This is a genomic window from Methylobacterium sp. CM6244, assembly GCF_054817885.1.
Map to the genome: position 1 here is coordinate 972,381 of NZ_CM139247.1, position 25,273 is coordinate 997,653.

At 66.8% G+C, this 25,273-nt stretch carries 26 protein-coding genes; 10 read left to right on the plus strand and 16 right to left on the minus strand.

The window, feature by feature from the left end:
* Positions 1–11 precede the first annotated feature (11 nt).
* The 5 genes from ACYQML_RS04415 (at position 12) to ACYQML_RS04435 (ending at position 4,397) form a co-directional block, all read left to right on the plus strand.
* On the plus strand, positions 12–407 hold the full coding sequence (locus tag ACYQML_RS04415) for a DUF1987 domain-containing protein (protein WP_461234847.1): 396 nt from the start codon (positions 12–14) through the stop codon (positions 405–407).
* Between the two features lie 5 nt (positions 408–412).
* Positions 413–1,270, plus strand: coding sequence for a GGDEF domain-containing protein (locus ACYQML_RS04420; protein ID WP_056423301.1), 858 nt, complete (start codon positions 413–415; stop codon positions 1,268–1,270).
* A complete protein-coding gene (locus tag ACYQML_RS04425; protein ID WP_461234848.1) occupies positions 1,267–2,985 on the plus strand; it encodes a SpoIIE family protein phosphatase in 1,719 nt (572 codons plus the stop codon). The genes ACYQML_RS04420 and ACYQML_RS04425 overlap by 4 nt, the downstream gene beginning before the upstream one ends.
* Positions 2,986–3,169: 184 nt before the next feature.
* A complete protein-coding gene (locus ACYQML_RS04430) occupies positions 3,170–3,433 on the plus strand; it encodes a hypothetical protein (protein WP_419953160.1) in 264 nt (87 codons plus the stop codon).
* Positions 3,434–3,458: 25 nt separating this feature from the next.
* Entirely contained in the window at positions 3,459–4,397 is a 939-nt protein-coding gene (locus ACYQML_RS04435; RefSeq protein WP_461234849.1) for an ABC transporter ATP-binding protein, read from the plus strand.
* Between the two features lie 152 nt (positions 4,398–4,549).
* On the opposite strand, the gene ACYQML_RS04440 is transcribed toward ACYQML_RS04435, so the two are convergent.
* From ACYQML_RS04440 to ACYQML_RS04500, 13 genes are all read right to left on the minus strand, one after another.
* A complete protein-coding gene (locus tag ACYQML_RS04440; RefSeq protein WP_461234850.1) occupies positions 4,550–8,005 on the minus strand; it encodes an SbcC/MukB-like Walker B domain-containing protein in 3,456 nt (1,151 codons plus the stop codon).
* A gap of 181 nt (positions 8,006–8,186) precedes the next feature.
* Positions 8,187–8,822 (minus strand): DUF4194 domain-containing protein, encoded by a 636-nt coding sequence (locus ACYQML_RS04445; RefSeq protein WP_056422732.1) that lies wholly within the window; start codon positions 8,820–8,822, stop codon positions 8,187–8,189.
* Between the two features lie 85 nt (positions 8,823–8,907).
* On the minus strand, positions 8,908–9,177 hold the full coding sequence (locus ACYQML_RS04450; protein ID WP_461234851.1) for a hypothetical protein: 270 nt from the start codon (positions 9,175–9,177) through the stop codon (positions 8,908–8,910).
* Between the two features lie 175 nt (positions 9,178–9,352).
* Positions 9,353–10,777, minus strand: a complete 1,425-nt coding sequence (locus tag ACYQML_RS04455) for a Wadjet anti-phage system protein JetA family protein (RefSeq protein WP_419953164.1) — start codon at positions 10,775–10,777, stop codon at positions 9,353–9,355.
* Positions 10,778–10,856: 79 nt separating this feature from the next.
* Positions 10,857–11,189 (minus strand): hypothetical protein, encoded by a 333-nt coding sequence (locus ACYQML_RS04460; RefSeq protein ID WP_461221825.1) that lies wholly within the window; start codon positions 11,187–11,189, stop codon positions 10,857–10,859.
* Between the two features lie 5 nt (positions 11,190–11,194).
* Positions 11,195–11,662 carry a PTS IIA-like nitrogen regulatory protein PtsN gene (gene ptsN / locus ACYQML_RS04465; RefSeq protein ID WP_056423307.1) on the minus strand — a complete coding sequence of 156 codons (468 nt, stop codon included), beginning with the start codon at positions 11,660–11,662 and terminating at the stop codon, positions 11,195–11,197.
* Positions 11,663–11,881: 219 nt separating this feature from the next.
* Positions 11,882–12,493: a ribosome hibernation-promoting factor, HPF/YfiA family gene (gene hpf / locus ACYQML_RS04470; protein ID WP_056422745.1), complete on the minus strand. Its 612-nt coding sequence runs from the start codon at positions 12,491–12,493 to the stop codon at positions 11,882–11,884.
* A gap of 136 nt (positions 12,494–12,629) precedes the next feature.
* Positions 12,630–14,177, minus strand: coding sequence for an RNA polymerase factor sigma-54 (gene rpoN, locus ACYQML_RS04475; protein ID WP_461234852.1), 1,548 nt, complete (start codon positions 14,175–14,177; stop codon positions 12,630–12,632).
* Positions 14,178–14,693: 516 nt separating this feature from the next.
* Positions 14,694–15,548, minus strand: a complete 855-nt coding sequence (lptB, locus tag ACYQML_RS04480) for an LPS export ABC transporter ATP-binding protein (RefSeq protein ID WP_461235666.1) — start codon at positions 15,546–15,548, stop codon at positions 14,694–14,696.
* 35 nt (positions 15,549–15,583) lie between these two features.
* Entirely contained in the window at positions 15,584–16,324 is a 741-nt protein-coding gene (locus ACYQML_RS04485) for an LptA/OstA family protein (protein WP_311275602.1), read from the minus strand.
* The gene (gene lptC, locus ACYQML_RS04490; RefSeq protein ID WP_461234853.1) at positions 16,321–17,085 is read right to left on the minus strand and encodes an LPS export ABC transporter periplasmic protein LptC; all 765 of its coding nucleotides are present in this window, start codon (positions 17,083–17,085) and stop codon (positions 16,321–16,323) included. The genes ACYQML_RS04485 and lptC overlap by 4 nt, the downstream gene beginning before the upstream one ends.
* Before the next feature lie 281 nt (positions 17,086–17,366).
* The gene (locus tag ACYQML_RS04495) at positions 17,367–17,993 is read right to left on the minus strand and encodes a ribonuclease D (RefSeq protein ID WP_056422754.1); all 627 of its coding nucleotides are present in this window, start codon (positions 17,991–17,993) and stop codon (positions 17,367–17,369) included.
* Positions 17,994–18,100: 107 nt separating this feature from the next.
* Positions 18,101–18,490: a ComEA family DNA-binding protein gene (locus ACYQML_RS04500; RefSeq protein ID WP_056422757.1), complete on the minus strand. Its 390-nt coding sequence runs from the start codon at positions 18,488–18,490 to the stop codon at positions 18,101–18,103.
* A 330-nt stretch (positions 18,491–18,820) separates the two neighbouring features.
* Between ACYQML_RS04500 and rpmF the strand changes: the two genes are divergently transcribed.
* Positions 18,821–19,009 carry a 50S ribosomal protein L32 gene (rpmF, locus tag ACYQML_RS04505; RefSeq protein WP_018046018.1) on the plus strand — a complete coding sequence of 63 codons (189 nt, stop codon included), beginning with the start codon at positions 18,821–18,823 and terminating at the stop codon, positions 19,007–19,009.
* 110 nt (positions 19,010–19,119) lie between these two features.
* Here rpmF and ACYQML_RS04510 read toward each other — a convergent pair whose 3' ends face one another.
* On the minus strand, positions 19,120–19,395 hold the full coding sequence (locus ACYQML_RS04510; protein ID WP_056422760.1) for a hypothetical protein: 276 nt from the start codon (positions 19,393–19,395) through the stop codon (positions 19,120–19,122).
* Between the two features lie 113 nt (positions 19,396–19,508).
* Entirely contained in the window at positions 19,509–20,123 is a 615-nt protein-coding gene (gene phaR, locus ACYQML_RS04515; protein WP_461234854.1) for a polyhydroxyalkanoate synthesis repressor PhaR, read from the minus strand.
* Positions 20,124–20,461: 338 nt separating this feature from the next.
* Here phaR and ACYQML_RS04520 point away from each other — a divergent pair, with 338 nt between their 5' ends.
* Both ACYQML_RS04520 and phbB read left to right on the plus strand, forming a co-directional pair.
* Positions 20,462–21,643: an acetyl-CoA C-acetyltransferase gene (locus ACYQML_RS04520; RefSeq protein ID WP_056422764.1), complete on the plus strand. Its 1,182-nt coding sequence runs from the start codon at positions 20,462–20,464 to the stop codon at positions 21,641–21,643.
* Between the two features lie 204 nt (positions 21,644–21,847).
* Positions 21,848–22,576 (plus strand): acetoacetyl-CoA reductase, encoded by a 729-nt coding sequence (phbB, locus tag ACYQML_RS04525; RefSeq protein WP_056422767.1) that lies wholly within the window; start codon positions 21,848–21,850, stop codon positions 22,574–22,576.
* A 96-nt stretch (positions 22,577–22,672) separates the two neighbouring features.
* On the opposite strand, the gene ACYQML_RS04530 is transcribed toward phbB, so the two are convergent.
* Positions 22,673–23,596: a peptidylprolyl isomerase gene (locus ACYQML_RS04530; RefSeq protein WP_056422769.1), complete on the minus strand. Its 924-nt coding sequence runs from the start codon at positions 23,594–23,596 to the stop codon at positions 22,673–22,675.
* A gap of 232 nt (positions 23,597–23,828) precedes the next feature.
* On the opposite strand from ACYQML_RS04530, the gene ACYQML_RS04535 reads away from it, so the two are divergent.
* Both ACYQML_RS04535 and ACYQML_RS04540 read left to right on the plus strand, forming a co-directional pair.
* Positions 23,829–24,173, plus strand: a complete 345-nt coding sequence (locus ACYQML_RS04535; RefSeq protein WP_461234855.1) for a hypothetical protein — start codon at positions 23,829–23,831, stop codon at positions 24,171–24,173.
* A gap of 119 nt (positions 24,174–24,292) precedes the next feature.
* Positions 24,293–25,135 (plus strand): aspartate dehydrogenase, encoded by an 843-nt coding sequence (locus ACYQML_RS04540; RefSeq protein ID WP_056422775.1) that lies wholly within the window; start codon positions 24,293–24,295, stop codon positions 25,133–25,135.
* The last annotated feature ends 138 nt before the right edge of the window (positions 25,136–25,273 follow it).

The following is a 25,273-nucleotide window of genomic DNA, read 5'->3' on the forward strand; positions in this document are numbered from 1 at the left end:
GCGCCCCAGCGATGGACCGGATTCAGATTCCAGCCACCCCCCGATCCCCCGAGGTGGATTTCGACTTCGCCGCCGGCCGTTTCAGGCTGGCCGGTGAATCGTACCCGGAGGATGCCGCGGCCTTCTTCGGCCCCCTGCTCCAGGCCTTGCGGACCTACCTCGCCGCATCGAGCACGGATCCGATCGTGTTCGAAGTCGCCCTCGTCTATTTCAACTCTTCGAGCGCGAAGGGCCTGATGAACATGTTCATGCCTCTCGAGGACGCCGCCGAGGCAGGTCGTAGCGTCACCATCCGCTGGCTCCATGCCGAGGGGGACGAGACCATCGCCGAGGCCGGGGAGGATTTCGCGTCGGACTTCACCCACGCACGGTTCGATCTCGTCGAGACCGCGCAGACGGGGCACTGATGCGGATGAAGACCAAGCCTGAGATCGTTGCGCAGATCGGCGATCCACCCGCCGTCGGCGAAGCGTTCAGTCTTTACGACACCGAAGAAGCGGTCCTGGTGAAGACCGACGGGATGCTGGCGGGCCTCGCGCAGGTCGCGGGCGGCGTTCAGCAACTCGCCGAGGCCTACCGCCGCAGCTATGACGAGCAGCGCCGCCTCGTGAGGTTGAGCGACCGGATGCAGTTCGACCTGCAGAGGGCGAACCGCCGCCTCGCGGAGCAGCAACGCGACCTCCAGGCCCTCAACGAGGCGCTGTCCGGCGAAATCGAGAATCGGACCCGTCTCGAAGCCAAGCTGAGGAGCCTGGCCGATACCGACGATCTCACCGGCGCGGTGAACCGTCGCCGCTTCATGGAAATCAGCCGGCGTGAATGGCTGAGATACGAACGCGACCGGGTTCCGGCCTGCCTTCTCATGGCGGATCTCGACCGGTTCAAGCGCCTCAACGACGAGTTCGGCCATGCCGCCGGGGACGCGGCCCTCATCTGCTTCGTCGAGACCTGTCGCAAGCGGCTGCGCAAGGTGGACGTGATCGGCCGCATGGGCGGCGAGGAATTCGCGATCCTGCTCACCGAGATCGAACCCGATGCCGGGCTCGTGGTCGCCGAGGACTTGTGCCGTCTCGTCGACGAGACCGGCGTGGAATGGCCCGGCGGACCGCTGGCACTCTCCGTCAGCATCGGCGTCGCGGCCATCGAGGGAACCGAGACCTTCGAACAGACGCTCGGCCGGGCCGATGCCGCGCTTTACGCCGCCAAACATGCCGGACGCGGCTGCGTCCGCTCGTTCCGCAGCTCGATCCGGACCGTCTCGCCGCCATGACCTCCGATCCGGGGGGCAAGGTGGCATCGCCCGCCGTCGGTTCTCCCCCCCGCAAGCGCTCCTTGAGGGGCGGCGGTCCCCTGAGCGGCGACGACTTCCGGGAACTCGCCGGTTTCGCCGACGCCTCGGCATCCGCGCCCGGCACGATGCGGCCTGGGGCGCTGCGCGGCTCTGCGCAGGGACGCGACCTCGACAGTCTGGCCCACACCCTGTTCCTGCGGATCTACCCGGTGATCGCCATCGTCGTGCTGGCGACGCAGATCGGCATCGCCTGGGTGAACTACACCGACAGCCTCAGGCTCTATACCGAACGGGCGAACCTCCTCGTCACCCTGACCGCCCATTCCATCGCCCGCCCCGATTGGAGCGAGCGCCCGGACGTCTACACGGCGCAGATCCAGGCCCTCACCCTCGATCCGGCCTTCCAGTTCGTGCGCGCCTGGAACGCGGCAGGCGGACTGGTGATGTCCGTCGGCGAGATACCGGCCGGTCGGGGCCTCGAACTCATCCGCGCCTCCAGCACCGTCACGGCGGCGGGGCGCGCAGAATCCGCGGGGCGACTGACGCTGGGATTGTCCACCGAAGCCCTGCGCCGCAACGCCGAGAAACAGGCACTCCTGGCGTTGGGGGCGACCCTCATCCTGATGCTCGCCTTCGTGCTGACCCTCCATGCCAATGTCCGCAAACACGTCCTCGCCCCCCTGAAGCGACTGCTGCTCGCCATGCGCGAGGTCGAGCACAAGCGCTGGTCATTGGTGGAGTTCGACGGTGCCGTCCGGGCCAGCAACGAGATCGACGTCATCTCCTCGGCCTTCAACCGTATGGTAGAGGGCCTGCGCGCCGGCGACGAGGCGAAGCAGCTTCTCGCCGAGCTCGAACAGGCTCATGCCAAGCTCGCGGACGCCAACAATCAGGTGATGGAGAGCATTGGCTACGCCCGCCGGATCCAGACCTCCGTCCTGCCCGACCGGGCGGCACTGGCCGGCGCCGGCATTGACGTGGCCGTTCTGTGGGAGCCGCTGCATCAAGTCGGCGGCGACTATTTCTGGCTGGAACGCCTCGACGACCTCAGCATCGTCGTGGTGGCCGATTGCACCGGCCACGGGGTGCCGGGCGCCTTCATCACCCTCATCGTCGCCACCGCGCTCGACCGGCTGCTGCACGAGCGCGGCCTGCGCTCGCCCGCCGAGATCCTGACGGCCCTCGACGAGATGGTCCGCGTCCAGTTGCGCCAGGACGGGCGCGGTGCGGAATCCGACGATGGGCTCGATTGCGGCGTGTGCATCTGGGACCCCGCGGCACGAAGGCTGAGCTTCGCCGGCGCCGGACTGGCGCTCACCAGCATCACGAAAGCGGGCCTCGCCCGGATCAAGGGCGCGCGGCACGGGCTCGGCTACCCACGGCACGGGAGCACCCGGTTCACGACCGAGGACATCATTCTGGACGTGGCGCCGGGCGACACCTTCTACCTGATGACCGACGGCCTCACCGACCAGATGGCCCCCCCCGGCGCGCAACGCCGGCTCCTCGGGCATCGTGGCGTGTCGGATATTCTCGTTCGCAGCCGCGACGAGGAACTCCGCCGGCAGATCAGCATTCTCGAGGCTGAGCTCGTTGCCTATCGGGGGCTCGAGAGCCGCCGGGACGACATGACCCTGGTCGCGTTCCGGCCGATACGTCCCACCTCGCCTGACGCCGCTGAGGACTACCGGTGATCGGCCGGTGCGCTGGCACACGCAAGACCGCGTGAGGATTCGGCACTGTCTGCGCTGTCGTCAGTAGACCGCCTCGGAAAGCCATAACCTTGCCGTCATGGCGGACCAAGCATGGCGGACCGGGAACGCTGGTATCCGCGGCCTGCTACTGCGTCATTATATGTTTCAAAAGTCGAGATTGATCATGACACGCTTCCTTGCCGCGTCCGTCTGTCTGGGCCTGTTCGTCGCCGTGCCCGTTCAGGCGCAGCCCTCGAACATCTCACAGCAGCCTGCGCCGAAGCGCATGACCACTGCCATGGGCGTGACCAAGCCGCCGGGCTCCACCTTCAATCGGGCCTCCACCGAAGCCGACATGCTCAAGGCCCAGAAGATATCCGCAGCGCGCGACAAGGCTTGGGACCGGAAGATGCGGACCACCATGGGCTCGATCTGCCTCGGCTGCTGACGCCAGAGACCGCGAGGCTCGGTCGATGATCCGGTTCGAGGGCGTCTCGCGCCGCTTTGCCGGCGCGGAGCGGCCCGCCGTCGACGGGATCGACCTCGACATCGCCGCCGGGACGACCTGCGTCCTCATCGGTCCCTCCGGCTGCGGCAAGTCTACGACGTTGCGCATGGTCAACCGTCTGGTGGAGCCGGATGCCGGACGTGTCCTCCTCGACGGACGCGACGTGGCGGAGGTCGATCCGGTGCGGCTGCGCCGTGGTATCGGTTACGTGCTTCAGGGCATCGGTCTGTTCCCGCACCGGAAGGTCGCCGAGAACGTCGCCACTGTGCCCCGCCTCCTGGGCTGGACACGCGCCCGGATCGCAGATCGGGTGGACGAGATGCTCGACCTCGTCGGCCTCGACCCGGACGCGTATCGCCAGCGACGGCCCGACGAATTGTCAGGCGGCCAGCGCCAGCGCGTCGGCGTCGCCCGCGCCCTGGCGGCGGACCCTGACGTGCTCCTCATGGACGAACCCTTCGGCGCCGTGGACCCCGTCGCCCGCGACCGGCTTCAGGAAGAGGTCGGCGAGATCCTGCGCCGGCTCAAGAAGACCGTGATCATCGTCACCCACGATATCGACGAGGCGATGCGGATGGGCGACCGCGTCGTGCTCATGCGAGAGGGCCGGATCGTCCAGGCCGACACGCCGGACCGCCTGCTCGCAGCCCCAGCCGACCGATTCGTGGAGAGCTTCGTCGGTGAAGACCGGGCCTTGCGCCGGTTGGCCCTGAGCCAAGCGGGCGCGATCGCGGTTCCGGGCGATCCGGGCGATGCGCCGGGCGTCACCGCGGAAACGTCGTTGAAGGACGCCCTGGCGCTGCTCCTATCCAGCGGCGCCGATCACCTCGCGGTAACCGGGAGCGATGCCCCCGCCATCCTGACTCTTGCCGCGATCCGAGACGCTGCCTCGCGTCGGGTCTGATCGCGCCTTCGTCACAGCAAAGCGCATCGCATTAGGCACCCTTTCCCCTCTCTCCGCCTACGGGGAAAGGACCCGAAGGCACCCCGTCGGGCCTTCGGTGAGCGAGAGGCGAAGCCAAAGCGACGGTGAGGAGGTGCCTCCGGCCACGCCCCTCACTCCGCCGCGTCGGAGACCTGGAATCGCTCGATACCCTGGCGTTCCGGGTTGATGGCGGCGAGTGCGCGCTTGGCCGTCTCGAGCGGATGCTCGGCCTCGATCCGGACCGAGGTCAGATCCGGGCTCTTGTAGACGGTGACGATGGTGTCCATCACTTCGGTGAGCGTGGTGCGCTTGTCCTCGGGCGCCGCGATGAGAAGCTGCAATCCCCAGGCTTGGTAGAGGTCGACCAAAGCCTGGGAGTTGCGCACGTCGAGTTTCGAGAAGGCCTCGTCGAGAAGACAGAGTCCGAGGCCGGGATTCTCGTCGCCGGGCCGGTCTCCAGGATAATAGGCCGAGGCGAGTGACGCGGCGATGGCGACGTAGAACGGCGCCTGCGCCTCGCCTCCCGAGCCACGCAAGGCCCGGTTCGACATGGTGGTGCGGTTGCCCGTCTTGTCGCGCATGCCGATCTCGTAGACGAAGTAATTGCGGTAATCGGCAAGCCGCGCCGCGCTCTCGTCCCCGGCGATCAGGGCGGTGATCTCCTCTATCGCGGCAGCGAGCGGCCCCGGGGGTACGTCCTCGCCCTCCCCCGGCAGGATCGCCTGCGCTGCGTCGGCCGAACGCGCCACCTCGGTGGCGAGGGCATGCACGGCGGCGTAGCGACGATCGACGGTGGCCTCGAAGGCGTAGGTCTGGCCGGTGAAGGTCTGGGTCGAGAGACGTTCGTTCAGGGCATCGAGTCGGGTGCGGACCCGCTCGAACTTGTCGGCGAGGCGAGTCAGCAGGTCCTCGGTCATGAGGCGGCGCATCTCGCTCTCCGCGCGCACGGCCTGGTCGCGGTAGCGCCGCAACTCGTGGCCCGCCACCTCGTCATGGGCGCGGGCGACCCAGGAAAAGCCGAAGGAGGCCGGAGCATCACCGTTACCCAGGGGGTTCTCGATGCGCCACTGAACGCAGTATTCGGCGAGATCGCGCTCTGCGGCACGGCCTTGCGTGCGCGCCGTCTCCATCGCCTCGCGGGCGGCGCCGCGCGCCGCATTGGCCAAAGCCGCCAACTCCTTGGATTCGAGGCCCGCCGCGTCGGCCCGCGCTTTGGCCACCGCCAGCGGATCGAACCCGTCCGGCCGGACGAGACGGATGCGCACGGAATCTCCCGCGATCCAGCGGGCATGGGCGCCGCGCCTTGCCTGAAGCGCGGCGCGGATCGCCTCCCGCGCGGTGGCGACCTTCGCCTTCAGGCCCGCTTCTTCGCCGAGCAGCGCGTCGCGCTTCGGCTCCAGCACCTGAACGAGTTCGGTCAGATAGGCCGATCGCTCCTTGGCGAGCTCCTTGATCTCGGCCTCCAACGCGCCGGTATCGGCATTCTCCACGGCTTCACGCTCGGTGGTGAGGCTGCGTCGCCGTCCCTCCATCGCGTCAGCCTCCTGGCGCAGGGAGACGATGTCGAGATTGGCCTCGGCGAGTCGGACCCGCAGCATGGCGGCAATGCGGGCGGCCTCGCGCAGCACGCCGGCCGCGCCGCGCAGGCGCCGTGCCTCATTGACCGCGTGTTCCAGGTTCTGCCGGCTCTCCGCCGTGGGACCGCGGCTGCCACGGGTCATCATCAGTTGAACCGGCCGCACTACGGAATAGGCCATGCCGGAGGTCGAGCGGCCGCTCGGCGCCACGGCGCGGCTCATATGGGCCAAGGCCGCGTCGTTGGGGGCGAGATCGTAGCCGCCGAGCCGGGCCGCGAGAAACGCCTGGGCATGGGGATCGCGAGTCTCGATCAGCGAGATCGGCCCTTCGTCGTCGCGCCCGCCCCGGCGGCGCGCGGTGTCCGTCGTCTTCACCAGCAGGCAGCGATAGAACTGGCTCTTGCGGGCTTCGAGATGGGCGAAAGCCTCATTCAGCCGGTCCGGTTCGACGACGAGAGCTTCGCGGGCGCCTCCGAGCAGGCCCTCCAGAGCCGGTCCCCATTTCGGATCGGTGATTTCGGCGAGTTCGCAGATCGGCGTGGCCTCGATCCCGAGCCGGGCGAGTTCGTCGCGGAAAGTGGCCGTGTCGGAGGAGAGGCGCGCGCCGCCCGCGCGCCCGCTGCCGACTTCGGCCGAGAGGGCATGCGCCTCCTTCTCCTGGGCGCGGGCACGCAGGGCCATGTCCTCGGCAGCGGTATCGAGGGGGGTGGCGATGTCGGAGAGAGAGGCGAGGGCCGTGAGAAGGGGGCCGAGCGCTCCGTCCGAGCGAAGCGATTCCTCGGGGGGCGCATCGCGGCGCAGGCCGGAGCGCGAGCAGGCGGCCACGATCCGCGCCGATTCCGGATCGATGCGCTGGATCTCGGAGAAGACGACGTTGAGCTTGCCCGCCTCCTGCACCAGCCCCACCAGATCGGCGACGCGAGTGGCGAGGTCGCGCTTGTCGCGCGCCAGCATGGCGAGGCCGGCATTGGAGGCGGCGAGCCGCCCCTCCCCCTGGCTCCCGGCCAGCATCGCTTTCTTGCCCGCGATCTCGCCGTCGATCTCGCGCACGAAACCCTGGCTGGTGCTCACGCTCTCGCGGGCGATGCGCAGGCGTTCCGCCACGTCGCCGAGGCGAGAGCGGGCCTGGCTGTAATCGATGATGCGGCGTCGCAGGTCGGCGCTGGCCGCTCGTAACTCGTCGAGGGTGGCCGAGAGGCTGACCTCCGCCCAGGTTTCGTAGCGTTTGAGGATGCGGCCGAGATGGGAGAGCCGGCGCTCCAACTCCTCGATGGTCTCCAGGAGACGGCGCCAGTTCTCCACCGACTGGCGGATGCGCGCGACGTCCAGGGGCTCGGGTTCGAGGACGAAGGAGCGCACGAAGGCGGAGGAATCGAAGATCGGCTTGAACGCCACCGCGTTGGAGAATGTACGCAGGAAGTGGCGCGGCTCGGGGCTCGGCGCGCCCTCGCGCATCAGCGCCAGGACGTCGGCGGTGAAACGCTCGCCCGATGAGCGGAACTCCTCGAACCTGTCCGCCCGGATGCGGAGATCCTTTGCGATTTCCGGCCAGGGCGCCACGTAGCTGCCCTCGGCGGTCTCGCGGACGTAATCGGCGATCTCGAACCGGTGTCCGACCGCGATGAAGCGCGAGAGGGTGGTCTCGCGACTGTCCTCGGCCCGGGCCGCGAGCGCGAGACCGACGGAGACGACGCGTCCGGTAGTTTCGTTCTCGAAGACGAGGACGATGAGGGTCTCGCAGGCCTCGCGGGTGGGACGACCGCCCTCGGCGGGGTCGCTGATCCAGCCGAGGCAGTAATCGCGGACCGTGCGGGCGCTGCGCCCCGAGGCAGACGCGTTGAGGGCGAGGCGGCTGGCGTTGTTGCCGGCGAGCACGGTGCCGACAGCGTCGAAGATCGTCGACTTGCCGGCCCCCGTCGGCCCCACCAAGGCAGCCGCTCCCCGGATCCGGATCTGTTCGCGGCGGATCAGGTACCAATTCGAGAGGGCGATGTCGGTGAGCCGATACACCGGGCGGGCAAGTCCTCGATGGAAATGACGGAGCCACGGCATGGACGGGGCGGCCCGACGATGCAAGTCGACGGTCCCATCGTCCTCTTTTTCACAGGGAGCGATGTCGGGGCTTCGAGCCGTGCCACGCATGTTTCATGTGAAATCTTAACCCCGATGTGGATGCCGCCCTTGATCGGGCTCAGCCGTCATCGTCCATTCGCGCCGCTGCCCAGGCGCGGACCTGCTCCATCCAGGAATCGGGTGAGAGCACCGCGACACCGGGAAGGATCATCAGCGGCGTGATCTTCTCGACCTTGTCGCGCTCGCCCAGGCGAAGGGCACCCTTGCGGGCGAAAAGGCGCAGGATCTCCGTGAGGCGCGCTTCTTCCGGCGCCTCGCTGCGGGCGGCGGTGCGGATCGATTCGGCGATGTCATCGGTGGTACATTCCACGACACCGTCGGTGGTGACGCGGTGTTCCCGAAGCCCTTCCTCATAGGCGAGGCGCAGGGCCAGCAGAACGAGGGTCTCGTCCTTGCGCAGGCGCTCGGCCTGCCCGTCATGGCGTACGCCGTCGGCAGGCACGCGCAGGAACACCATCTGGTCGCGGGGCGAGACCTCGAACGAGTAGCCGAGACAGGCAAAATAGCTTTTGAAGAACGGTGCGTAATACCGGGCGATCTCGTAGGACCGGCCGATACCGGGCGTATCGGCATAGAGGCACTGGCTCTTCAGCACGACTTGAAGCGCGCGGATGAGATCCTCCTCGGACGGTGCACGGGCACCCGGAGGCGGTGGCTCGTCGCCATCGACGATGGCGCGGAAGGCCTCGATCATTCAGACGGTCCGGTCGAGCGGGACACGGCGCCCCGTCACCCCGCCTCGTTACTCGGATCGCCCTCGCGACACAAAACCCGCTTCCTCACGCGGCTTTCGCCGGGGAGGCCTTGAACAACGACAGGCATTCCGTGTCGCGATGCATGCTCAGGATCGAGGCACGGTCGATAGAGGGGTTCTGGGAGAGCACGCGCTGCACCTCCTCCACCACCTTGGAATAACGGTCACTGTCGAAATTCCGCTCCAGCGGGCTGACGGCGATGTAGGTCTCGACGACGAGAACCCTCTCGGTTCGCTCTTTCCCCACCTCGACGGCGATCCAGGCGGATTTGATCAAGCACTTGCCGGTACTCATGGGTTAACCTCCTTATCAGTCCCGCTTTGATGCGGGTATACCAAGAGGATGATCCGACTCTTCAAGTCTGCCAAGGGCATTGACACGTTTGTGATGACATCTCGTCTGTCACGACAATTGTGCAATGCACGCAAACATTCTGTCCTCCCCACCGTACGGGACGACGCGCGGGGTCTTATCTCCGCGGTCGCCGTTCGCCCGCGCTCGCTGGCCCGCGTGTTGGGGGCGGGGACGACCGCTCCACCATGAAATCCGGACAATCGAGCCAGCCGTTGGAGACACGGCCCGCGACACGGGTGAGGCGGTAGCGATCGTTGAGGAGCCCATCGAACAGCACGTCGATCTCGCGCAGACGCTGGAACACCACGAACTCGTCCACATCCGCCACGACGATCTCGGATCCGCGGATGGCGGGGTTCGTCCCGAGCTTGCGCTCGACGAAGGCGATGACGCGCTCGGGCGTCACCATCACCCGCTGGCGGAAGGCGTCCTTGGCGAGGATGAAGGCCTCGATCGCCGGGTCGAGATGGATCTCCGGCAGGGGCTCGGACAGGATCGCTGTCCGCCTCATCCGAGGCGTATAGAAATGCGGCTCCCCGATCGGCGGACGCAGCAGCGAGACCTGGGCAAGGGGCGCCAAATCCGACCATTCGGCAGCCCCCACCGCCCGTAGCGCCGCCGCCGTGCGCTCGATCCGGTCGGAATCGCGGTGATCCGTGTAGCGCAGGGACGCGGCGATCCGGCGCTCCAGCCGGGCGACGATGTCGGCGACGCTGTCGAGATGCCGGTCGAGCCCCTCGAAGATCGACAGGATCTCCGCGAGGTCGCGCCGCACCGCCCGCTCGGCGAGGGGAAGGTCGGCGGCCCGCCCCTCACGCAGTCCCGCTTCGGCGAGGGCCCGGATGGTGAGGGGGTCGCGCAACGCCCGTCCGGCCTCCCGGACGATGCCGGAGCGGAAGCGGAACGGGTTCAGTCGTGTGTGAAGGGTACGGTAGTCACTGACGAGGTGGCGCGCGACGAACTCCTCGAAATAGAGCCGGAACGCCGTACCCTGGTCCTCCTCGCGCAGGATGCGCTCCTCGATCTTGCGCATGGAGCCCGCGAGGCTGCGCAGGTGTCCGAGGAAGGCGCGGGACGCCTTGGCGGCGTTGACCAGGGCCTCCGAACGCTCGGCCGGGTTGGCCACGGCACTCTCAAGACTGCCCAGCACTTCGAGCACGGCGCCGCCATAGGAGCGGGTCTCGCCCCGATCGATACGCGCCAGTTCCTCGATGACGTGGCGGGCATCGGGGTCGAAATCGACCACCGGCACGTAGCGCTCGCGCCGCTCCACGAGCCAGCCGGCCTCTAGGAGACGCCGATAGACCGCGGAGCGGCGCTCGATCGGATCGGCTGGCGTGGCATCGTCGTCGGCGATCTCGCCCTGGGACCAGTCTGCGGAAAAATCGCCGATGGAGGCGAGCAACTCGCTCTTGCGCAGAGGTTCGGTAGTCTCTGCGAAGACGCGCGCATGCAGATGCAGCAGCAGGGCCGCGTTGAAAGCCCGGCTCGGCGAGGCGAGCGGCTTGAACAGGTCGTCGGAGAGGCGGGCGAAAAGCATGGCGGTGTGGACGAGGACAGCCGATGCCTCGCCCCTGAGTCAATCGGCGGGCATCAACCGCCTGTGCGTGGTCGTGTCTTCAAAGACCGCGGCAGCGAGTCCGGATGAGCCCCGAGAAATCCTTCTCCGAGGTCTGCACTTCGTTGAGCTTGGCGGCCCGCTCCGCTCCGGAGAGGCAGCGGCCGTAGACGCTCGAGACCCGGCGCATGGTCTCCACGTGCCGGCGCCAGACGCGGCACCGGTTGGCATCGTCACCATCGGCCTGTTCGAGCTGGTCGATGGCTTGGCGCTGCATCGAATTGGCGACGAGGACGTCGCGCGCGCACGCGACATCGGCATGGGCGGGCGCGCCCCACAGGATGGCACACGCGACGGCGGCAGCCGCCGAAGACCGGCACTTATCCAAATTCACGCGTTTCATGCCGCTTCGGATTTCGTCGTCTGGGTCAGCAGAGAATAGAGTGCGCTGGAATCCCGCGCCGCGCGGATCCGCTCCAGCATGCCCGGCTCCCGCAGCAGCCGCGCCACTTGGGCGAGCGCCTTAAGGTGCTCGGCCCCTGCCCCTTCCGGAGCGAGCAGGAGGAAGGCAATATCGATCGGTTGGCCATCCAGCGACTCGAAATCCACCGGACGCTCCAGGCGGGCGACGAGGCCGAACAGGCGGTCGAGCCCCGGAAGCTTGCCGTGGGGAATCGCGACACCGTCGCCGATGCCGGTAGACCCCAGTCGCTCACGCTGAAGCAGGGTTTCGAACACCTCGCGCTCGTCGAGCGCGGGAAGCTGGCGCACCGCATGGGCGCTCAATTCCTGGAGGATCTGCTTCTTCGCGCGAGCGCGCAGAGAGGTCACCACGGAATCTGGACTGAGGAATTCCAGAACTGGCATGATAAGGACAGTCGCCCCATCGGCGACGGCCAAATGGACGCCGCTCATTTGAAATAGCGCTACGGATGCGTGGTTCCCACGCACCCGGAAACGGCCGATGGTCGACTAACGGCCCTTAGGCCGGATAGCCAGCCGGGATCACGCATCCCGGACGGCCATTCGGCCTCTCGTCACGGATCGGCTTTCTCCGAAGAAGAATCTCCGCTCCGGGCCGATCGATCAGGACGCCGCGTCGGGTGGGTCCACCCATCCAATCGCTCCGTCACTGCGGCGGTATACGACGTTGATCCGTCCGGTGCCAGCATGAACGAACACGATCACCGGGGCACCGGTGAGGTCGAGGGCCGTCACTGCCTCGCTCACCGAATGACGCTTCAGCGTCTTGGTGCTCTCGGCCACCACGGGAGGATGCGCTTCATCTTCCTGATCCGCCTCGTCCTCGAGGTCGTCCCCGTCCAGCTCGCTCGGCGATTGGAACACCGCATAGGCCGCCTGGACCGTCGCTCCTTCGTGCAGGGCGGCGCCATGATCCTTGAGGCGGTGCTTGTAGCGCTTCAGGCGCTTCTCGAGCTTGTCGGCGGTCTGCTCGAAACTCGAATGCGGGTCATGCGAGGCGCCCGAGGCTTCGAGGGTGAGGCCGGAAACGAGGTGGAGCACGCAATCCGTGCGGTAGGCCGTGCCGTCCCGTCGAAGCGTCACATGGCCGGAGCAGGTGCCGTTCATGTGGCTGTCGAGATACTTCGACAAGGTCCCGGCCATTCGCTCTTCGACGCGCCCGCGAAGGGCTTCGCCAAGGTCCAGGCCATGGCCTGTGACACGCAATGACCCCATGTATCCTCCGGTTTTTCGACGTTCGGCAGGTGAGTAAAGGAGCGTCGGGGAGAGAAGTCAACGGAATGGAAAGCCGGCTCCGCGGGGTGCGCCGCACGCGGTTGCGAGATCGGCTCCGCGCTTCGCGGACCGCGCCTCAGCGGGCGTAGGCGAAATGCTCGCGGCGACGCTCGATCGAGGACGGGATACGCAACGATTCCCGGTATTTCGCCACCGTGCGCCGGGCGATGTCGATGCCCTCGTCGCGGAGCTTCTGCACCAGGGCGTCGTCCGAGAGCACGTCGCCGGCCGCCTCGCCGTCCACGAGCTGCTTGATCCGGTGGCGCACGGCTTCGGAGGAATGCGAGGCCGTACCCGCGGCCCCCGGAATGGCGGCGGTGAAGAAGTACTTCATCTCCAGCGTGCCGCGGCTGGTGCCGATCGACTTGTTGGAGGTGACCCGCGAGACGGTGGATTCATGCATGCCGATGGCCTCGGCGACCGTCTTGAGGTTGAGGGGCCGCAGATGGGCCACTCCGTTGACGAAGAACGCATCCTGCTGCCGCACGATCTCGGAGGCGACCTTGAGGATGGTCCGCGCCCGCTGCTCCAGGCTTCGGGTGAGCCAGTTGGCGGTCTGCAGGCATTCGGACAGGAACGCCTTGTCGCCCTCGGCCGACGCGCCGCGCGAGACGCGGGCATAGTAGCTCTGGTTCACCAGCACGCGGGGCAGCGCCTCGGCGTTGAGTTCCACGAGCCAGGACCCGTCGGAGGCAGCCCGCACGAACACGTCGGGGATAAGAACCTCCACGGCGCGCGAGCCGAAGGCCCGGCCGGGCTTGGGATCGAGACGGCGCAGGTCGGCCAGCATGTCCACGAGGTCCTCGTCGTCGACGCCGCAGAGACGGCGCAGGCTCGGAAAATCGCGCTTGGCCACGAGGTCGAGGCGGGAGACCAGCGCCTGCATCGCCGGATCGAACCGGTCCCGTTCGCGCAGCTGCAGGCTCAGGCATTCGGCGAGATCGCGGGCGGCGATTCCCGGCGGATCGAAGGTCTGGATCAGCTTCAGCATCCGCGCCACCGAATCGAGGCTGGCGCCGAGGCGCTCGGCCACCTCGTCGATGGATTCGCGCATGTAGCCGGCATCGTCCACCGCATCGATGAGGAAGCCGGCGATCAGCCGGTCGCCCGGGTCGCGCGTGGCGAGATCGAGCTGCGCGCTGAGATGCTCGCGGAGAGAGACTTCCGAGGTCAGGGTCGCCTCGAAATCCGGCGCCTCTCCATCGAAGCTGCCGCCGGTATTGCCGTAGGGCGCAGGTGTCAGAGACAGCATGTCGCCGGACGCGGCCTCGCGGGCATGGCTGGGATTCTCGTCGGAAAAGACGTTGTCGAGGCGGGTGTCGAGGACGCTCTCCATCTCGGCACCGCTGGCGGTGAGCTCGGTCGCCATCCAGTTGTCCGGCTCGGACGAATCGAAATCCCCCTCGCCGTCGCCCGAGGCGTCCACGGCCGGCTCCGTGCCTACGCGCTCACCGTCCGCATCGCCTTCGACGCGCTCCAACAGCGGGTTTCGCTCGAGTTCGGCGTCGACATAGGTGGCGAGGTCGATCTGGGAGAGCTGAAGAAGCTTGATCGCCTGGAGAAGCTGTGGCGTCATCACCAGGGCTTGACCCTGACGCATTTCCAGTCGCTGCAGCAAAATCATGGTGTTGCCCCGACGCCTTCAGGTGAGCCCAGCCGAGGGCAGGCACAGAACCCCTACGCCACTCGGCATGAATATTGCTTCTTTTTCTCTTCGCATATGTCTATCGCCATCTCGCCCTGCCGTCAAAGCGCGAAGTGCGTGATTCCCTTGGACTTGCCGCAGCGCAACATCGAAGCGGATGGCTCAGAGCATCCTCCGTCCGGCCCGGCCAAACCCAACGCTCTGATATTCCACGTCAAAAAGCCATCGCCTCGCGAGCGACATTGCCGGCTCGCTGAAACAACATGCACAAAACGCATGCAATCCAGAGAAGGTATGAAGTTTGGCGACAAAATAGGCAGTGGGTGGAAGGGCACCGGCTGAGGCCGGGATGCATCCGTCGCCTCGGGCCATCCGCGAGGCGGCAACGCAGCATGGCGGTCGCTTCGTCTCACCGAATGGCACATCTGGAATGAATCAGGTCGTGCGAGTCGCGCGAAGCTTCGCGGTCCTTGGACCCTACTAGCCAGCGAGGACCTAAAGGCGGAAATCCTCGCCGAGATAGAGACGCCGCGCATCCTCATTGGCGACGATCTCGGCAGGCGTACCCTCGGTGAGGATGCGGCCGGAATGGGCGATATAGGCGCGGTCGATGAGGCCCAGCGTCTCGCGCACGTTATGGTCGGTGATGAGAACGCCGATCCCGCGTTGCTTCAGGTGCTTCACCAGATCCTGGATGTCGCCCACCGCAATGGGGTCGATGCCGGCGAAGGGCTCGTCGAGGAGCATGAAGCTCGGAGAGGTCGCCAGCGCGCGGGCGATCTCGCAACGGCGGCGCTCCCCGCCCGAAAGCGCGATCGAGGGTGATTTGCGCAGGCGCGCGATGTCGAATTCCTCGAGCAGCGAATCGAGCTTGCGCTCGCGCTCCTTGCGGTTCGGCTCCACCACTTCGAGCACCGCGCGGATATTGTCCTCCACCGACAGGCCGCGAAAGATGGACGCTTCCTGCGGCAGGTAGCCGATGCCGAGGCGGGCCCGCTGATACATCGGCAGGTGGGTGATCGGCAGGCCGTCGAGACTGATCGAGCCGCGATCGGCCGAGACCAGTCCGGTGATCATGTAGAAGATCGTGGTCTTGCCGGCGCCATTGGGGCCGAGCAGGCCCACGGCCTCTCCGTTGCGCACGGTCAGCCCGGCCTCGTGGACCACGGTACGCGCGCCATAGCTTTTTCGGAGGCCCTCGACGTGGAGGATGCCCGGACCGCCGCCATTCCCGGACAGGCCCGTCTCCCCGGCCGCCGGCCGTCCCTTACCGCGGCCGAAGAGGCGCGACAGGGGCGACGGCGTACGCCCGGCTCCGTCTGAGACGGCCCCAGCGATTCGCGGGCTGATCGGGTCTGGCACCGAGGCCAGCGGCAGAGCGGAGGTCAATTGGCCTGCGCTCTCGGTTTCGCGGCAGGCTTGTCCGCGCTGGCTTCGGAAGGCTTGGGTGCTGGCTTGCCCGCAGCGCTCGCCGGCTGGGCGCAGCCCTTGGCCCCGCCCTTGGCGGCTTCCTCCTTCTGTGGCACGAACATCGCAGATACGCGGCCGCCGGCCACCGGATCCATGTTCGCCCGGCCGGTATTCATGTCGTAGACGAGGCGACTGCCGCGGGTAACGTTCTGGCACTGGCTCAGCACGACATTGCCGGTGAGCACGATGCGCTTGGCCTCTTGGTCGAATACGGCATTGTCTCCGGTGGCGACCTGATCGTTCTGCACCACGGTGACGGGGCCGGCACATTCCACCTTCTGGATGCCGTTTTCGGCCATGCCGGCTGGGGATTTGGCGCCGTCGGTGGCGGGCGCGGGTGCCCCGGGCTTGGCATCCTTGCCGCGCTTGTAATGCACCGTCATCGTCGAGCAGCGAATGGTGCTGTCGCCCTGCACGGCCACGACATTGCCGGCGAAGATCGCCTTGTTCTCCCGGTCGAACACGTCGAGCCGGTCCGCGTCGATCTTCACGGGGTCCTTGCCGCCGCTCGCGCCGAAGGTGCTCCCGGGAGCGGTCGGCTTGTTCGCCTTCGCAGCAGGCGCCGGAGACGTGCCGGACGGAATCTGCGCCACTACATTCCCCGCCGCGAGGAGGCCGCAGAGGGCGAGGGTGGAGACCAGCGTGGAACGGTTCACCGGCGTGCCTCCCCATCCTGCGGTTCGGCGGCGGAGGTGAGGATGCGCGGCGATTTCACGTCTGGCTTGCTCTCGGAGCCGGCGCCCTCGGCCTTGTCCGATCCGTGGAACACCGTGTGGACGTTGCCGATGAAGGAGATGACGCGGCCGTTATCGACCATGTCGAGGCCGTCGGAGGCCACCGTCCCGGTGGGAAGCGTCACAGCGACGGCCTGGTCGGACTTCACCGTCCCGGCCTTGAAATCGATGGCGGCAGTGAGGAGACGGATATCCTCGCCCTTGTCGGTCCAGAGCTTGATATCGCGTTCGAGAACCAGGGTCTCGCGTGCCGAATCGAACAGGCCCGAGGCGGCTTCCATATGGGCGAGCCCGCCGGAATCGTCGGTGACGAGATGGCCTTTCATCGCCTGCAGTTCGATCAGGGTCGGCTTGCGCACGTCCTGGAAGGCGGCCGTAGCGATGACCTCGTAGCCCCGATCGTCCTTCCGGAAACCGGACAGACGCGGGTTCTCCATCTTGACCTTGGTGCCCGACAGGGTGACCGGCCCCATGGTGACGGCCGGCAGGACGGTGCCGAAGGGGTTGAACAGCGTCCCCACGACGAGGGCGAGAATCGCCGCACCGGCAGAGAGAGGAATGAGGCGGCGCAGGTAGCGAACCTGCGTACTGTGGTTGCGAGCCCGCTTATGAGCGCGGTTGCGGCGCGCATCGGCTCCCGATCCCGTCGTCCCCGTCGCGTGGATGGCGTCGACCCCGTGCATGGTGATGATCCGAGCCGCTTCGCCTGACCGATCCGATGAGACACCGGCACGTTGCACCCTGCAACATGCCACATCCCGTCAATCATGTGCTGAGCCGTGCGTGCCAGCGTCAACCATGTCGAGCGCCGGATGCGCGCGGCCGATGGCGAAGTTGTGGCCGTGCAACAACCTTATGGGCGGAGCATTGAGGAATCATCAACCGCACGGGGTCGCAGGTGCACGATCGATGTGCGCCGCCGCACCGTCCCCTGCACACCCTCCTGCGGCATGCGCGTGCCCGATCAGGTGTGGGCGAAGATGTCGGTCTCGGCCCAGCCTTCGAGATCGAGGAGGGAGCGGGTCGGCAGGAAGTCGAAACAGTTCCGCGCGAGATCCGTGCGCCCTTCGCGGGCGAGCATCGCATCGAGGCGGGCACGCGCCGCATGCAGATGCAGCACATCGGAGGCCGCATACTCCACCTGCGCCTGGCTCAGGGACTCGGCGCCCCAATCCGAGGATTGCTGCTGCTTCGACAGGTCGACGCCCACGAGTTCGCGGACCACGTCCTTGAGGCCGTGCCGGTCGGTATAGGTGCGGGCGAGCTTGGAGGCGACCTTGGTGCAGTAGACGGGGGCCGGCATCACGCCGAAGGCCCTGAACAGCACGGCGAGGTCGAACCGGGCGAAATGGAAGATCTTCGTCACAGCCGGATCGGCCAGCACGCGCTTGAGTATTTCGGGCGGGCTCGAGCCAGGCACGATCTGCACGACATCGGCACTGCCGTCGCCGCGCGAGATCTGGACGACGCAGAGCCGATCACGATGCGGATTGAGACCCAACGTCTCGGTATCGATGGCGATGGCCGCGCCCGGCACGTAATCGGCCGGGAGATCGCCGCGATGGACGCGGATGATGGGCTGAGGAGGCATCGGTTCTGTGTCTTCTGGCGGGGCAATCGCTACCCCGGCCGCGTAACACCGCGCCTGCCCGCGAACAACCCGGCGCCGGACGAGCGCCGGGTCATCGAGCCGGGCGGCTACTTCTGCTTGGCGATGACCTTGTCCTTGATCCCGTCATAGACGCCCTGTGTGAGGATCTTCTTCGACACGAGTTGGTCCTTGCCGTGATAGGGCCGGCCCTTGACGATCGCTGCGGAGCGCGCCGCACCGATACCGGGCAGGGCTTCAAGTTCCGCCACCGAGGCGCTGTTCAGGTCGATGAGATCGACCTTGGCCGATGGCGTGACGGGAGCGACGGGCTTGTCCGCCGTGGGCTTAGCCGGGGCGGCCGGAGCTGTCGGAGCCTTCGGTGCAACGGTGGGAGGGGTGGACGTCGAGGGCGTCGACGGGCTCGGTGCTTGGGCAAGGGCGGGAGCCGCCACGAGGCAGCCGAGCACGGCCAGAGTGCGGAGCAGAGATGTGGTCATGCGAGATGAAGTCACGGCAATCTCCCGGGATGTGGCGGCGCAGTCTTCGACGAGGCGTCACCGTATCTGCAAAGTGAAGTGCGACGGTTGAACCGGCGCTTAACGGGACTTCACAGACCGGTGAACCTTCCGGCGAGTCCAGACCGGCAGCCTCCCCGCAGGATCGGCGGTTCCTTTTTCCGGACGTCCGACCTCGGGCGGCTCTAGCCAGACGGCCGATGTATCGCTATACACCCGCCATCGAATCTCCGTTTGAACACGGTGCCGAGGTTGCCTCTTCCCTCGCGGGGCGGCGCCCGTGCACCCTTTTTGCCGTAGCAGGACTACCCCATGGCCGTTCCGAAGCGAAAGACCTCCCCCTCGCGGCGCGGCATGCGCCGGTCCGCCGACGCCCTCAAGGCTCCGACCTATGTCGCCGACAAGGATTCGGGCGAGCTGCGTCGTCCCCACCACATCGATCTGAAGACCGGCATGTACCGCGGTCGCCAGGTCCTCAAGGTGAAGTCGGCCGAGGCCTGATTCTTCGCTCCGTCATCGGTCCGATAAGGACCGGGACGAAACGACGTCATGAAACTCTGTCTTGCGAAAACCGCCTTCGGGCGGTTTTTTGCGTTGCCTGCCCCGATACGTCAGGCGCGACGCCGGCCCGTGCCGATCCGCGTCGTCTCGGCGTAGCGCGCCGTGGCGGAGCGCATACGCTCCGTGCGGGAGGCACGCATGGCCGGGTCACCGCTGATGAGAAGCTGGGTCAGAAACTCGGCGTTCGGCCTGCCATAGGTAGCGCTCGACCTGCGTGAGACTGCCTCGCCGCCATCGACGACCACGAGCGTCCGCGCCGTCTCTCGATCCCCCTCGGGGACCGACTGTCCCGTTTTGGGGCGCTTTCCCGTGCCGTTCTGTGACACTTATCGCCTTTCCGCCTGTGATGGGCAGAAAAGCGCAACGTGCGGGCCGACGTTAACGTTTCGTCAGCATTCCTTCAGAACGAAATCGGCGATTGGTTATTTGCGCCGCCGAGCTACTTCTTGGCGAGATCTTCCAGACGGTTCCGCATCTCCGCCATCTGCCGCTTCAACTCGTCGAGGTCGCTGTCGGGCGCGGGAGCCGCGCTTGATGGCTGGGTCGGCGTCGGCGCCGATGCGGAGGTCTTCATGCCGGAGAGCGGCCCCGTGCCGAAGGTGGTGAACATCTTCATGGCATCGCCGAAGAAGCTCATATTGGCCCGCACCTGCTCCTCCATGGCGCTCTGGAACACCGAGGGGGCGAAGCTCTCGTTCATCTTCTCGCGCAGGCCGTCCTGGTCGCGGGCGAAATTCGCCATGGAGAATTCGAGGAAGCTCGGCACCATGGTCCGCATGCTGTCGCCATAGAAGCGGATGAGCTGGCGAAGGAAAGCCACCGGTAGCAGGTTGTCCTCGCCCGCCTTGTTCTCCTGCTCGAAGATGATCTGGGTCAGGACGGAGCGGGTGATGTCGTCGCCGGAACGGGCATCATAGACGAGGAAATCCTCCCCGTTCTGCACCATCGTCGAGAGGTCTTCGAGGGTGACGTAGGTCGAGGTTCCGGTATGGTACAGACGCCGGTTCGCGTATTTCTTGATAACGGTTTGCTGCGACTTACCGTTCTCCGCCATCCTCGTGGCCTTTCCCGACACATTCATTCCAGCGCCCAATCCCTTCGAGGCCCGATGCGCCGTCCGGGTATCATTTATCACTGCGCGTAAGCGGACCTTAAGGCTTTCGCCCGCCGACGAAAACAGCAATCTGGCCCTGATCCCCGCAGAATAGTGCCACACTCCGCGCGACGCCTTCGGTAACAAAGACCGGCAGGTCACTCGCCGACTCCCTCGCCGAGCTTCCGCACGCGCTTGACTTCACCTTGCCCAGCGCTTTCATCGCTTCAGTTGGCCTTAAGTGCGCATGCCCATCGGAGGGCTTCAACGTCGCGCGGGCTACCCAGAGGAGAACGTCAATGGCAGCGGAAGACATCGTCATCGTCGGAGCGGCGCGCACCGCCGTGGGTTCGTTCGGAGGTGCCTTCAACACCGTTCCGGCCCATGAGCTCGGCGCCATTGCGATCAAGGCCGCCCTGGATCGCGCCGGCGTCTCCCCCGACGACGTGGACGAAGTGATCTTCGGCCAGGTCCTCACCGCCGGCGCCGGCCAGAACCCGGCCCGCCAGGCCGCCATCAAGGCCGGCATCCCCGAGAAGGCCACCGCCTGGGGCGTCAACCAGGTCTGCGGCTCGGGCCTGCGCACCGTCGCCCTCGGCATGCAGCAGATCGCCAATGGCGACGCGACGGTCATCGTGGCCGGCGGTCAGGAATCGATGTCGCTCTCCCCTCACGCGCAATACCTGCGCGGCGGCCAGAAGATGGGCGACGTGAAGCTCGTCGACACCATGATCAAGGACGGCCTCTGGGACGCCTTCAACGGCTACCACATGGGCACCACCGCCGAGAACGTGGCCCAGGCCTTCCAGCTCACCCGCGAGCAGCAGGACGAGTTCGCGACGAAGTCGCAGAACAAGGCCGAGGCCGCCCGCAAGGAAGGCCGCTTCAAGGACGAGATCGTCCCCGTCACCGTCCCCGGGCGCAAGGGCGACACCATCGTCGACACCGACGAGTACATCCGTGACGGCGCCACCGTGGAGGCGATGGCCAAGCTCAAGCCCGCCTTCTCGAAGGACGGCACCGTGACGGCCGCCAACGCGTCCGGCCTCAACGACGGCGCTGCCGCCATCGTGCTCATGTCGGCCTCGGAAGCCGAGCGCCGGGGCATCACGCCGCTGGCCCGGATCGTGTCCTGGGCCACCGCCGGCGTCGACCCGAAGGTGATGGGCACCGGCCCGATCCCGGCCTCGCGCAAGGCGCTGGACAAGGCCGGCTGGAAGCCCTCCGACCTCGATCTCATCGAGGCCAACGAGGCCTTTGCCGCCCAGGCGCTGGCCGTGAACAAGGACATGGGTTGGGACACCGACAAGGTGAACGTCAATGGCGGCGCCATCGCCATCGGCCACCCGATCGGCGCGTCCGGCGCCCGCGTCCTCGTCACGCTGCTGCACGAGCTCAAGCGTCGCGACGCCAAGAAGGGTCTCGCCACCCTCTGCATCGGCGGCGGAATGGGCGTCGCCATGTGCATCGAGCGCACCTGAAGCGTTCCGGCACGATTGAATACAGTATAACGGCTGCGCCCCCGACAAAAACCTTGGACATCGTCCAGGAGAATTCTTGAGGGCGCAGCAAATTTAAATGGAATGGGCGGAAGGACACGGGTGCGCTAAGCCCCGGCCGTCCCGCTCATGTGCAAGAAATTGCACGTCACGATCCATCAGACGTCAAGAAAATTGGAGGAAGCCATGGCTCAGGAACGCATCGCCCTCGTCACCGGCGGAACGCGCGGCATTGGTGCCGCCATCTCGGCGGGCCTCAAGGCCAAGGGCTACAAGGTCGCCGCGAATTACGGCGGCAACGACGAGGCCGCCAACGCCTTCAAGGCCGAGACCGGCATCCCGGTCTTCAAGTTCGACGTCGGCGACGCCGCCGCCTGCGAAGCCGGCATCAAGGCCGTCGAAGCCGAAGTCGGCCCCATCGACATCCTCGTGAACAATGCCGGAATCACCCGCGACGGCGCGTTCCACAAGATGACCTTCGAGAAGTGGCAGGCGGTCATCAAGACCAACCTCGACTCGATGTTCACCTGCACCCGCCCCGTCATCGAGGGCATGCGCGCCCGCAATTTCGGTCGCATCATCCTGATCTCGTCGATCAACGGCCAGAAGGGCCAGGCCGGCCAGACCAACTACTCGGCCGCCAAGGCCGGCGTGATCGGCTTCGCCAAGGCGCTGGCCCAGGAAAGCGCCTCGAAGGGCATCACCGTCAACGTGATCGCGCCGGGCTACATCGCCACCGACATGGTGATGGCGGTGCCGGAAGATATCCGCAACAAGATCATCTCGACCATCCCCGTGGGCCGCCTCGGCGAGGCCGAGGAGATCGCCCGCGCGGTGGAATATCTCGCGGCGGAAGATTCGGGCTTCATCACCGGCTCTACCCTGACGATCAACGGCGCCCAGTACATCGCCTGACGCCTCCTCGCTGCATCGACGAGAAGAAGGCCTGCCCCGGTGCCGGGGCAGGCCTTCTTCGTTTTCGCAGACCGTCCGGGTTCAGGAAGCCGAACGTCAGGGAGCCTTGGGTGCGGCGGCGGGCGTGGCCGCATCGGTGCGCTCGATCTTGGCGCTCTCGCGCAGCTTCAGGATGAGGTCCTGCTGCGACTTGCGGGTCAGGTACTGGTCCACCTGTTCCTTCATCTCGGCGAAGGTCGGCACCGGCTTGGTGCGCCGCTCCTCGACCTTGATCACGTGCCAGCCGAACTGCGTCTTGATCGGGTCGGAGACCTGACCGACCGGGAGCTTGAAGGCGGCCTCCGCGAAGGGGGCGACCATGCGCTCCTTGGTGAACCAGCCGAGATCGCCGCCCTCGGTCTTCGAGCCCGGATCCTTCGAGACTTCCGCTGCGATCTTGGAGAAGTCCTCGCCACCCTTGATCCGGGCCGAGATCTTCTTCGCCTCTTCTTCATTGTCGACGAGGATGTGGCGGGCATGCGCCTCTTCCTCGGGCTTCATCGTCGTGAGGGTCTGGTCGTAGAGCGCCTTGGCGGCCTCCGGCGTCACCGCCTTCTTGGCCTCACGCTCCAGATATTCGTCGAGGAGGAGCTTGCTCTTGAAGTAGGCAAGCTTGCGCTGGAACTCGGGCGAGTCGCCGACCTTGGCCGCCTCGGCGGCCTGCGCGCCGACCTTGAGGTCGACCATGTAATCGATGAGCAGGTTCTTCTTCTGGGCCTCGTCGACGCCGGGCAGCGACAGCGCCGGGTCTTCGGCCGCGATGGCGAGATCGCCCGCGGTGACCGGCGAGCCGTTCACCTTGGCCACCACCGTCTCGGGCGGCAACGCCGGGGCGGCTGGGGCAGACGCCGCAGCCGCAGCCGCAGCCGGAGCAGGCGGCGTCTGCGCCAGGGCCTGCAGCGGCAAGGCCACGGAGGCGAAGGGCAGCGCAACGGCCAGCGCCAGGGCGCCCGAGCGCCGGAGAAGGAGAGGCGTCGTCATCAATGGGGATTCCTCGAACAGGTGGATGCCACGTCCATGAGGCTCTGTCCGGCCAAGTTGGAGACGTGGCAACAGCGAGCGGCGGGACGCCGCGGGCATCTGTGGGCGAGAGGTGGCGCGGGCAAGGGCGGAAGACAAGCGCATGTGGGGTTTCGGGCGAATCCGTCCGATCACGATAAAGCGGTCTTAAGCCCGCATGCGCCATCCTTTCCGGACTTCCTGGGAGAGCGGCATGCGGACCAGCGTCATCATCACCACCGCTTGTCTCATCCTGTCCGCCCCGATCACGACGGCGCAGGCCCGCTTCAAGGGCGGACGCTCCGTTTCGGTCTCCCGTCCGGCTCCCTCCATCACTCCCGCCCGATCGGCTGCCCTGGGTGCCGGAATCGGCGCGTCGCGGCCCGTCCGCTCCAGTGCACATGCGCCAGAGAACGATACCGTAGCGGGACGGGCCGTGACCTTGCGCCCCGTCCTCCCGGTCCCCGCGCCGGCGGCGAGGGAGATCCGCACGGCCGCGACATGGTGCGCCGACAAGCGCGTCGTCGGCACGGGCATGGGTTTCTGCGAGATCAACTGACGCCTGTATGTCCAGCGGCCGGCAGGAAGCTTGACAGGCCCGCGACCGAAGATTTCTTGAGATCGCGCAGCAGGGCGTTGAGCCGCGTCAGCCTTCGCCAGTCGTGGGGATACCGGCCCTTGTCTCTACTCTCTAATCTTTCGGCGGCGCGGCCGGATCGCCGTCGGCCGCTTCGTATCGCCCTGGTGGGCTGGGGAGCCATCGCGCGCCGGGTGACGCACCTTCTCGACGCTCGGGGCAGCGACGTCGTCCTGGCCGGCGTCGGGACGCGAGTGAGGCCCGATGAGGCCGACCTTCCCGCCTGGATCCGCTGGCTCCCCGAACCAGCTGCCCTAGCCGGGGTCGAGCCCGACATGGTGATCGAAGCGGCCGGACGGGCGGCGGTGGAGCCCTGGGGCCTCGTGGCGCTCCGTCACGCCGAGAGCTTCGCCGTCTCGTCGACCAGCGCCTTCTGCGAGGCCGGTCTTCTCGACAGGCTCGTCGCCGCTGCGGAGGCGCATGGAAGCCAGATCCTCGTACCCACCGGCGCACTCGCCGCCGTCGACGCCCTCGCTGCGGCATCGATCCTGCCGTTGGACTCGGTGACGCATCGCATCGTCAAGCCGCCCGTGGCCTGGATTGGCACCCCGGCGGAAGAGTGGATCGATCTCGATGGCCTGACGGAGGCCACGACCTTCTTCGAAGGGACGGCGCGGGAGGCAGCCCGGCTGTTCCCGGCCAACGCCAATGTCGCTGTCATCACGGCGCTCGCCGGCATCGGCCTCGACAGGACGCGGATCGCCCTGGTGGCGGATCCCCGCGCCACCGGCAATGGACATCGCCTTCAGGCGACGGGCGCTTTCGGGACCCTCGACATGAGCATCGAGAATCAGGCCCTGCCGGCCAATCCGAAATCCTCGGAGCTCACGGCCCTGGCTCTGGTCCGCATCATCGAGAACCAAAGAGCCGCTTTGGCGCTTTAGCAGATCGACTGCCGTCCGGTGACGAGCATGTCGGCCGCGCGCTCACCGGCTTTCGGAGTTGAAGGCAGTCCGCCCTTTCGGATGCGCCGTACAATATTTACCTCTATAAGCCCGGCCAACTCACGCCTTCTGATATTT

What these genes read in the sequence shown, in the direction of transcription:
- ACYQML_RS04500 (WP_056422757.1), bottom strand. Translation starts at nt 18,490, where the DNA reads ATGACCACATCTCTGCTCCGCACTCTGGCCGTGCTCGGCTGCCTCGTG.
- ACYQML_RS04420 (WP_056423301.1), top strand. Translation starts at nt 413, where the DNA reads ATGAAGACCAAGCCTGAGATCGTTGCGCAGATCGGCGATCCACCCGCC.
- ACYQML_RS04455 (WP_419953164.1), bottom strand. Translation starts at nt 10,777, where the DNA reads ATGCTTTTCGCCCGCCTCTCCGACGACCTGTTCAAGCCGCTCGCCTCG.
- ACYQML_RS04425 (WP_461234848.1), top strand. Translation starts at nt 1,267, where the DNA reads ATGACCTCCGATCCGGGGGGCAAGGTGGCATCGCCCGCCGTCGGTTCT.
- phaR (WP_461234854.1), bottom strand. Translation starts at nt 20,123, where the DNA reads ATGGCGGAGAACGGTAAGTCGCAGCAAACCGTTATCAAGAAATACGCG.
- hpf (WP_056422745.1), bottom strand. Translation starts at nt 12,493, where the DNA reads ATGGGGTCATTGCGTGTCACAGGCCATGGCCTGGACCTTGGCGAAGCC.
- ACYQML_RS04530 (WP_056422769.1), bottom strand. Translation starts at nt 23,596, where the DNA reads ATGACGACGCCTCTCCTTCTCCGGCGCTCGGGCGCCCTGGCGCTGGCC.
- ACYQML_RS04415 (WP_461234847.1), top strand. Translation starts at nt 12, where the DNA reads ATGGACCGGATTCAGATTCCAGCCACCCCCCGATCCCCCGAGGTGGAT.
- phbB (WP_056422767.1), top strand. Translation starts at nt 21,848, where the DNA reads ATGGCTCAGGAACGCATCGCCCTCGTCACCGGCGGAACGCGCGGCATT.
- rpoN (WP_461234852.1), bottom strand. Translation starts at nt 14,177, where the DNA reads ATGATTTTGCTGCAGCGACTGGAAATGCGTCAGGGTCAAGCCCTGGTG.
- ACYQML_RS04450 (WP_461234851.1), bottom strand. Translation starts at nt 9,177, where the DNA reads ATGAGTACCGGCAAGTGCTTGATCAAATCCGCCTGGATCGCCGTCGAG.
- ACYQML_RS04495 (WP_056422754.1), bottom strand. Translation starts at nt 17,993, where the DNA reads ATGCCTCCTCAGCCCATCATCCGCGTCCATCGCGGCGATCTCCCGGCC.
- lptC (WP_461234853.1), bottom strand. Translation starts at nt 17,085, where the DNA reads ATGCACGGGGTCGACGCCATCCACGCGACGGGGACGACGGGATCGGGA.
- ACYQML_RS04445 (WP_056422732.1), bottom strand. Translation starts at nt 8,822, where the DNA reads ATGATCGAGGCCTTCCGCGCCATCGTCGATGGCGACGAGCCACCGCCT.
- ACYQML_RS04535 (WP_461234855.1), top strand. Translation starts at nt 23,829, where the DNA reads ATGCGGACCAGCGTCATCATCACCACCGCTTGTCTCATCCTGTCCGCC.
- ACYQML_RS04435 (WP_461234849.1), top strand. Translation starts at nt 3,459, where the DNA reads ATGATCCGGTTCGAGGGCGTCTCGCGCCGCTTTGCCGGCGCGGAGCGG.
- rpmF (WP_018046018.1), top strand. Translation starts at nt 18,821, where the DNA reads ATGGCCGTTCCGAAGCGAAAGACCTCCCCCTCGCGGCGCGGCATGCGC.
- ptsN (WP_056423307.1), bottom strand. Translation starts at nt 11,662, where the DNA reads ATGCCAGTTCTGGAATTCCTCAGTCCAGATTCCGTGGTGACCTCTCTG.
- ACYQML_RS04520 (WP_056422764.1), top strand. Translation starts at nt 20,462, where the DNA reads ATGGCAGCGGAAGACATCGTCATCGTCGGAGCGGCGCGCACCGCCGTG.
- ACYQML_RS04430 (WP_419953160.1), top strand. Translation starts at nt 3,170, where the DNA reads ATGACACGCTTCCTTGCCGCGTCCGTCTGTCTGGGCCTGTTCGTCGCC.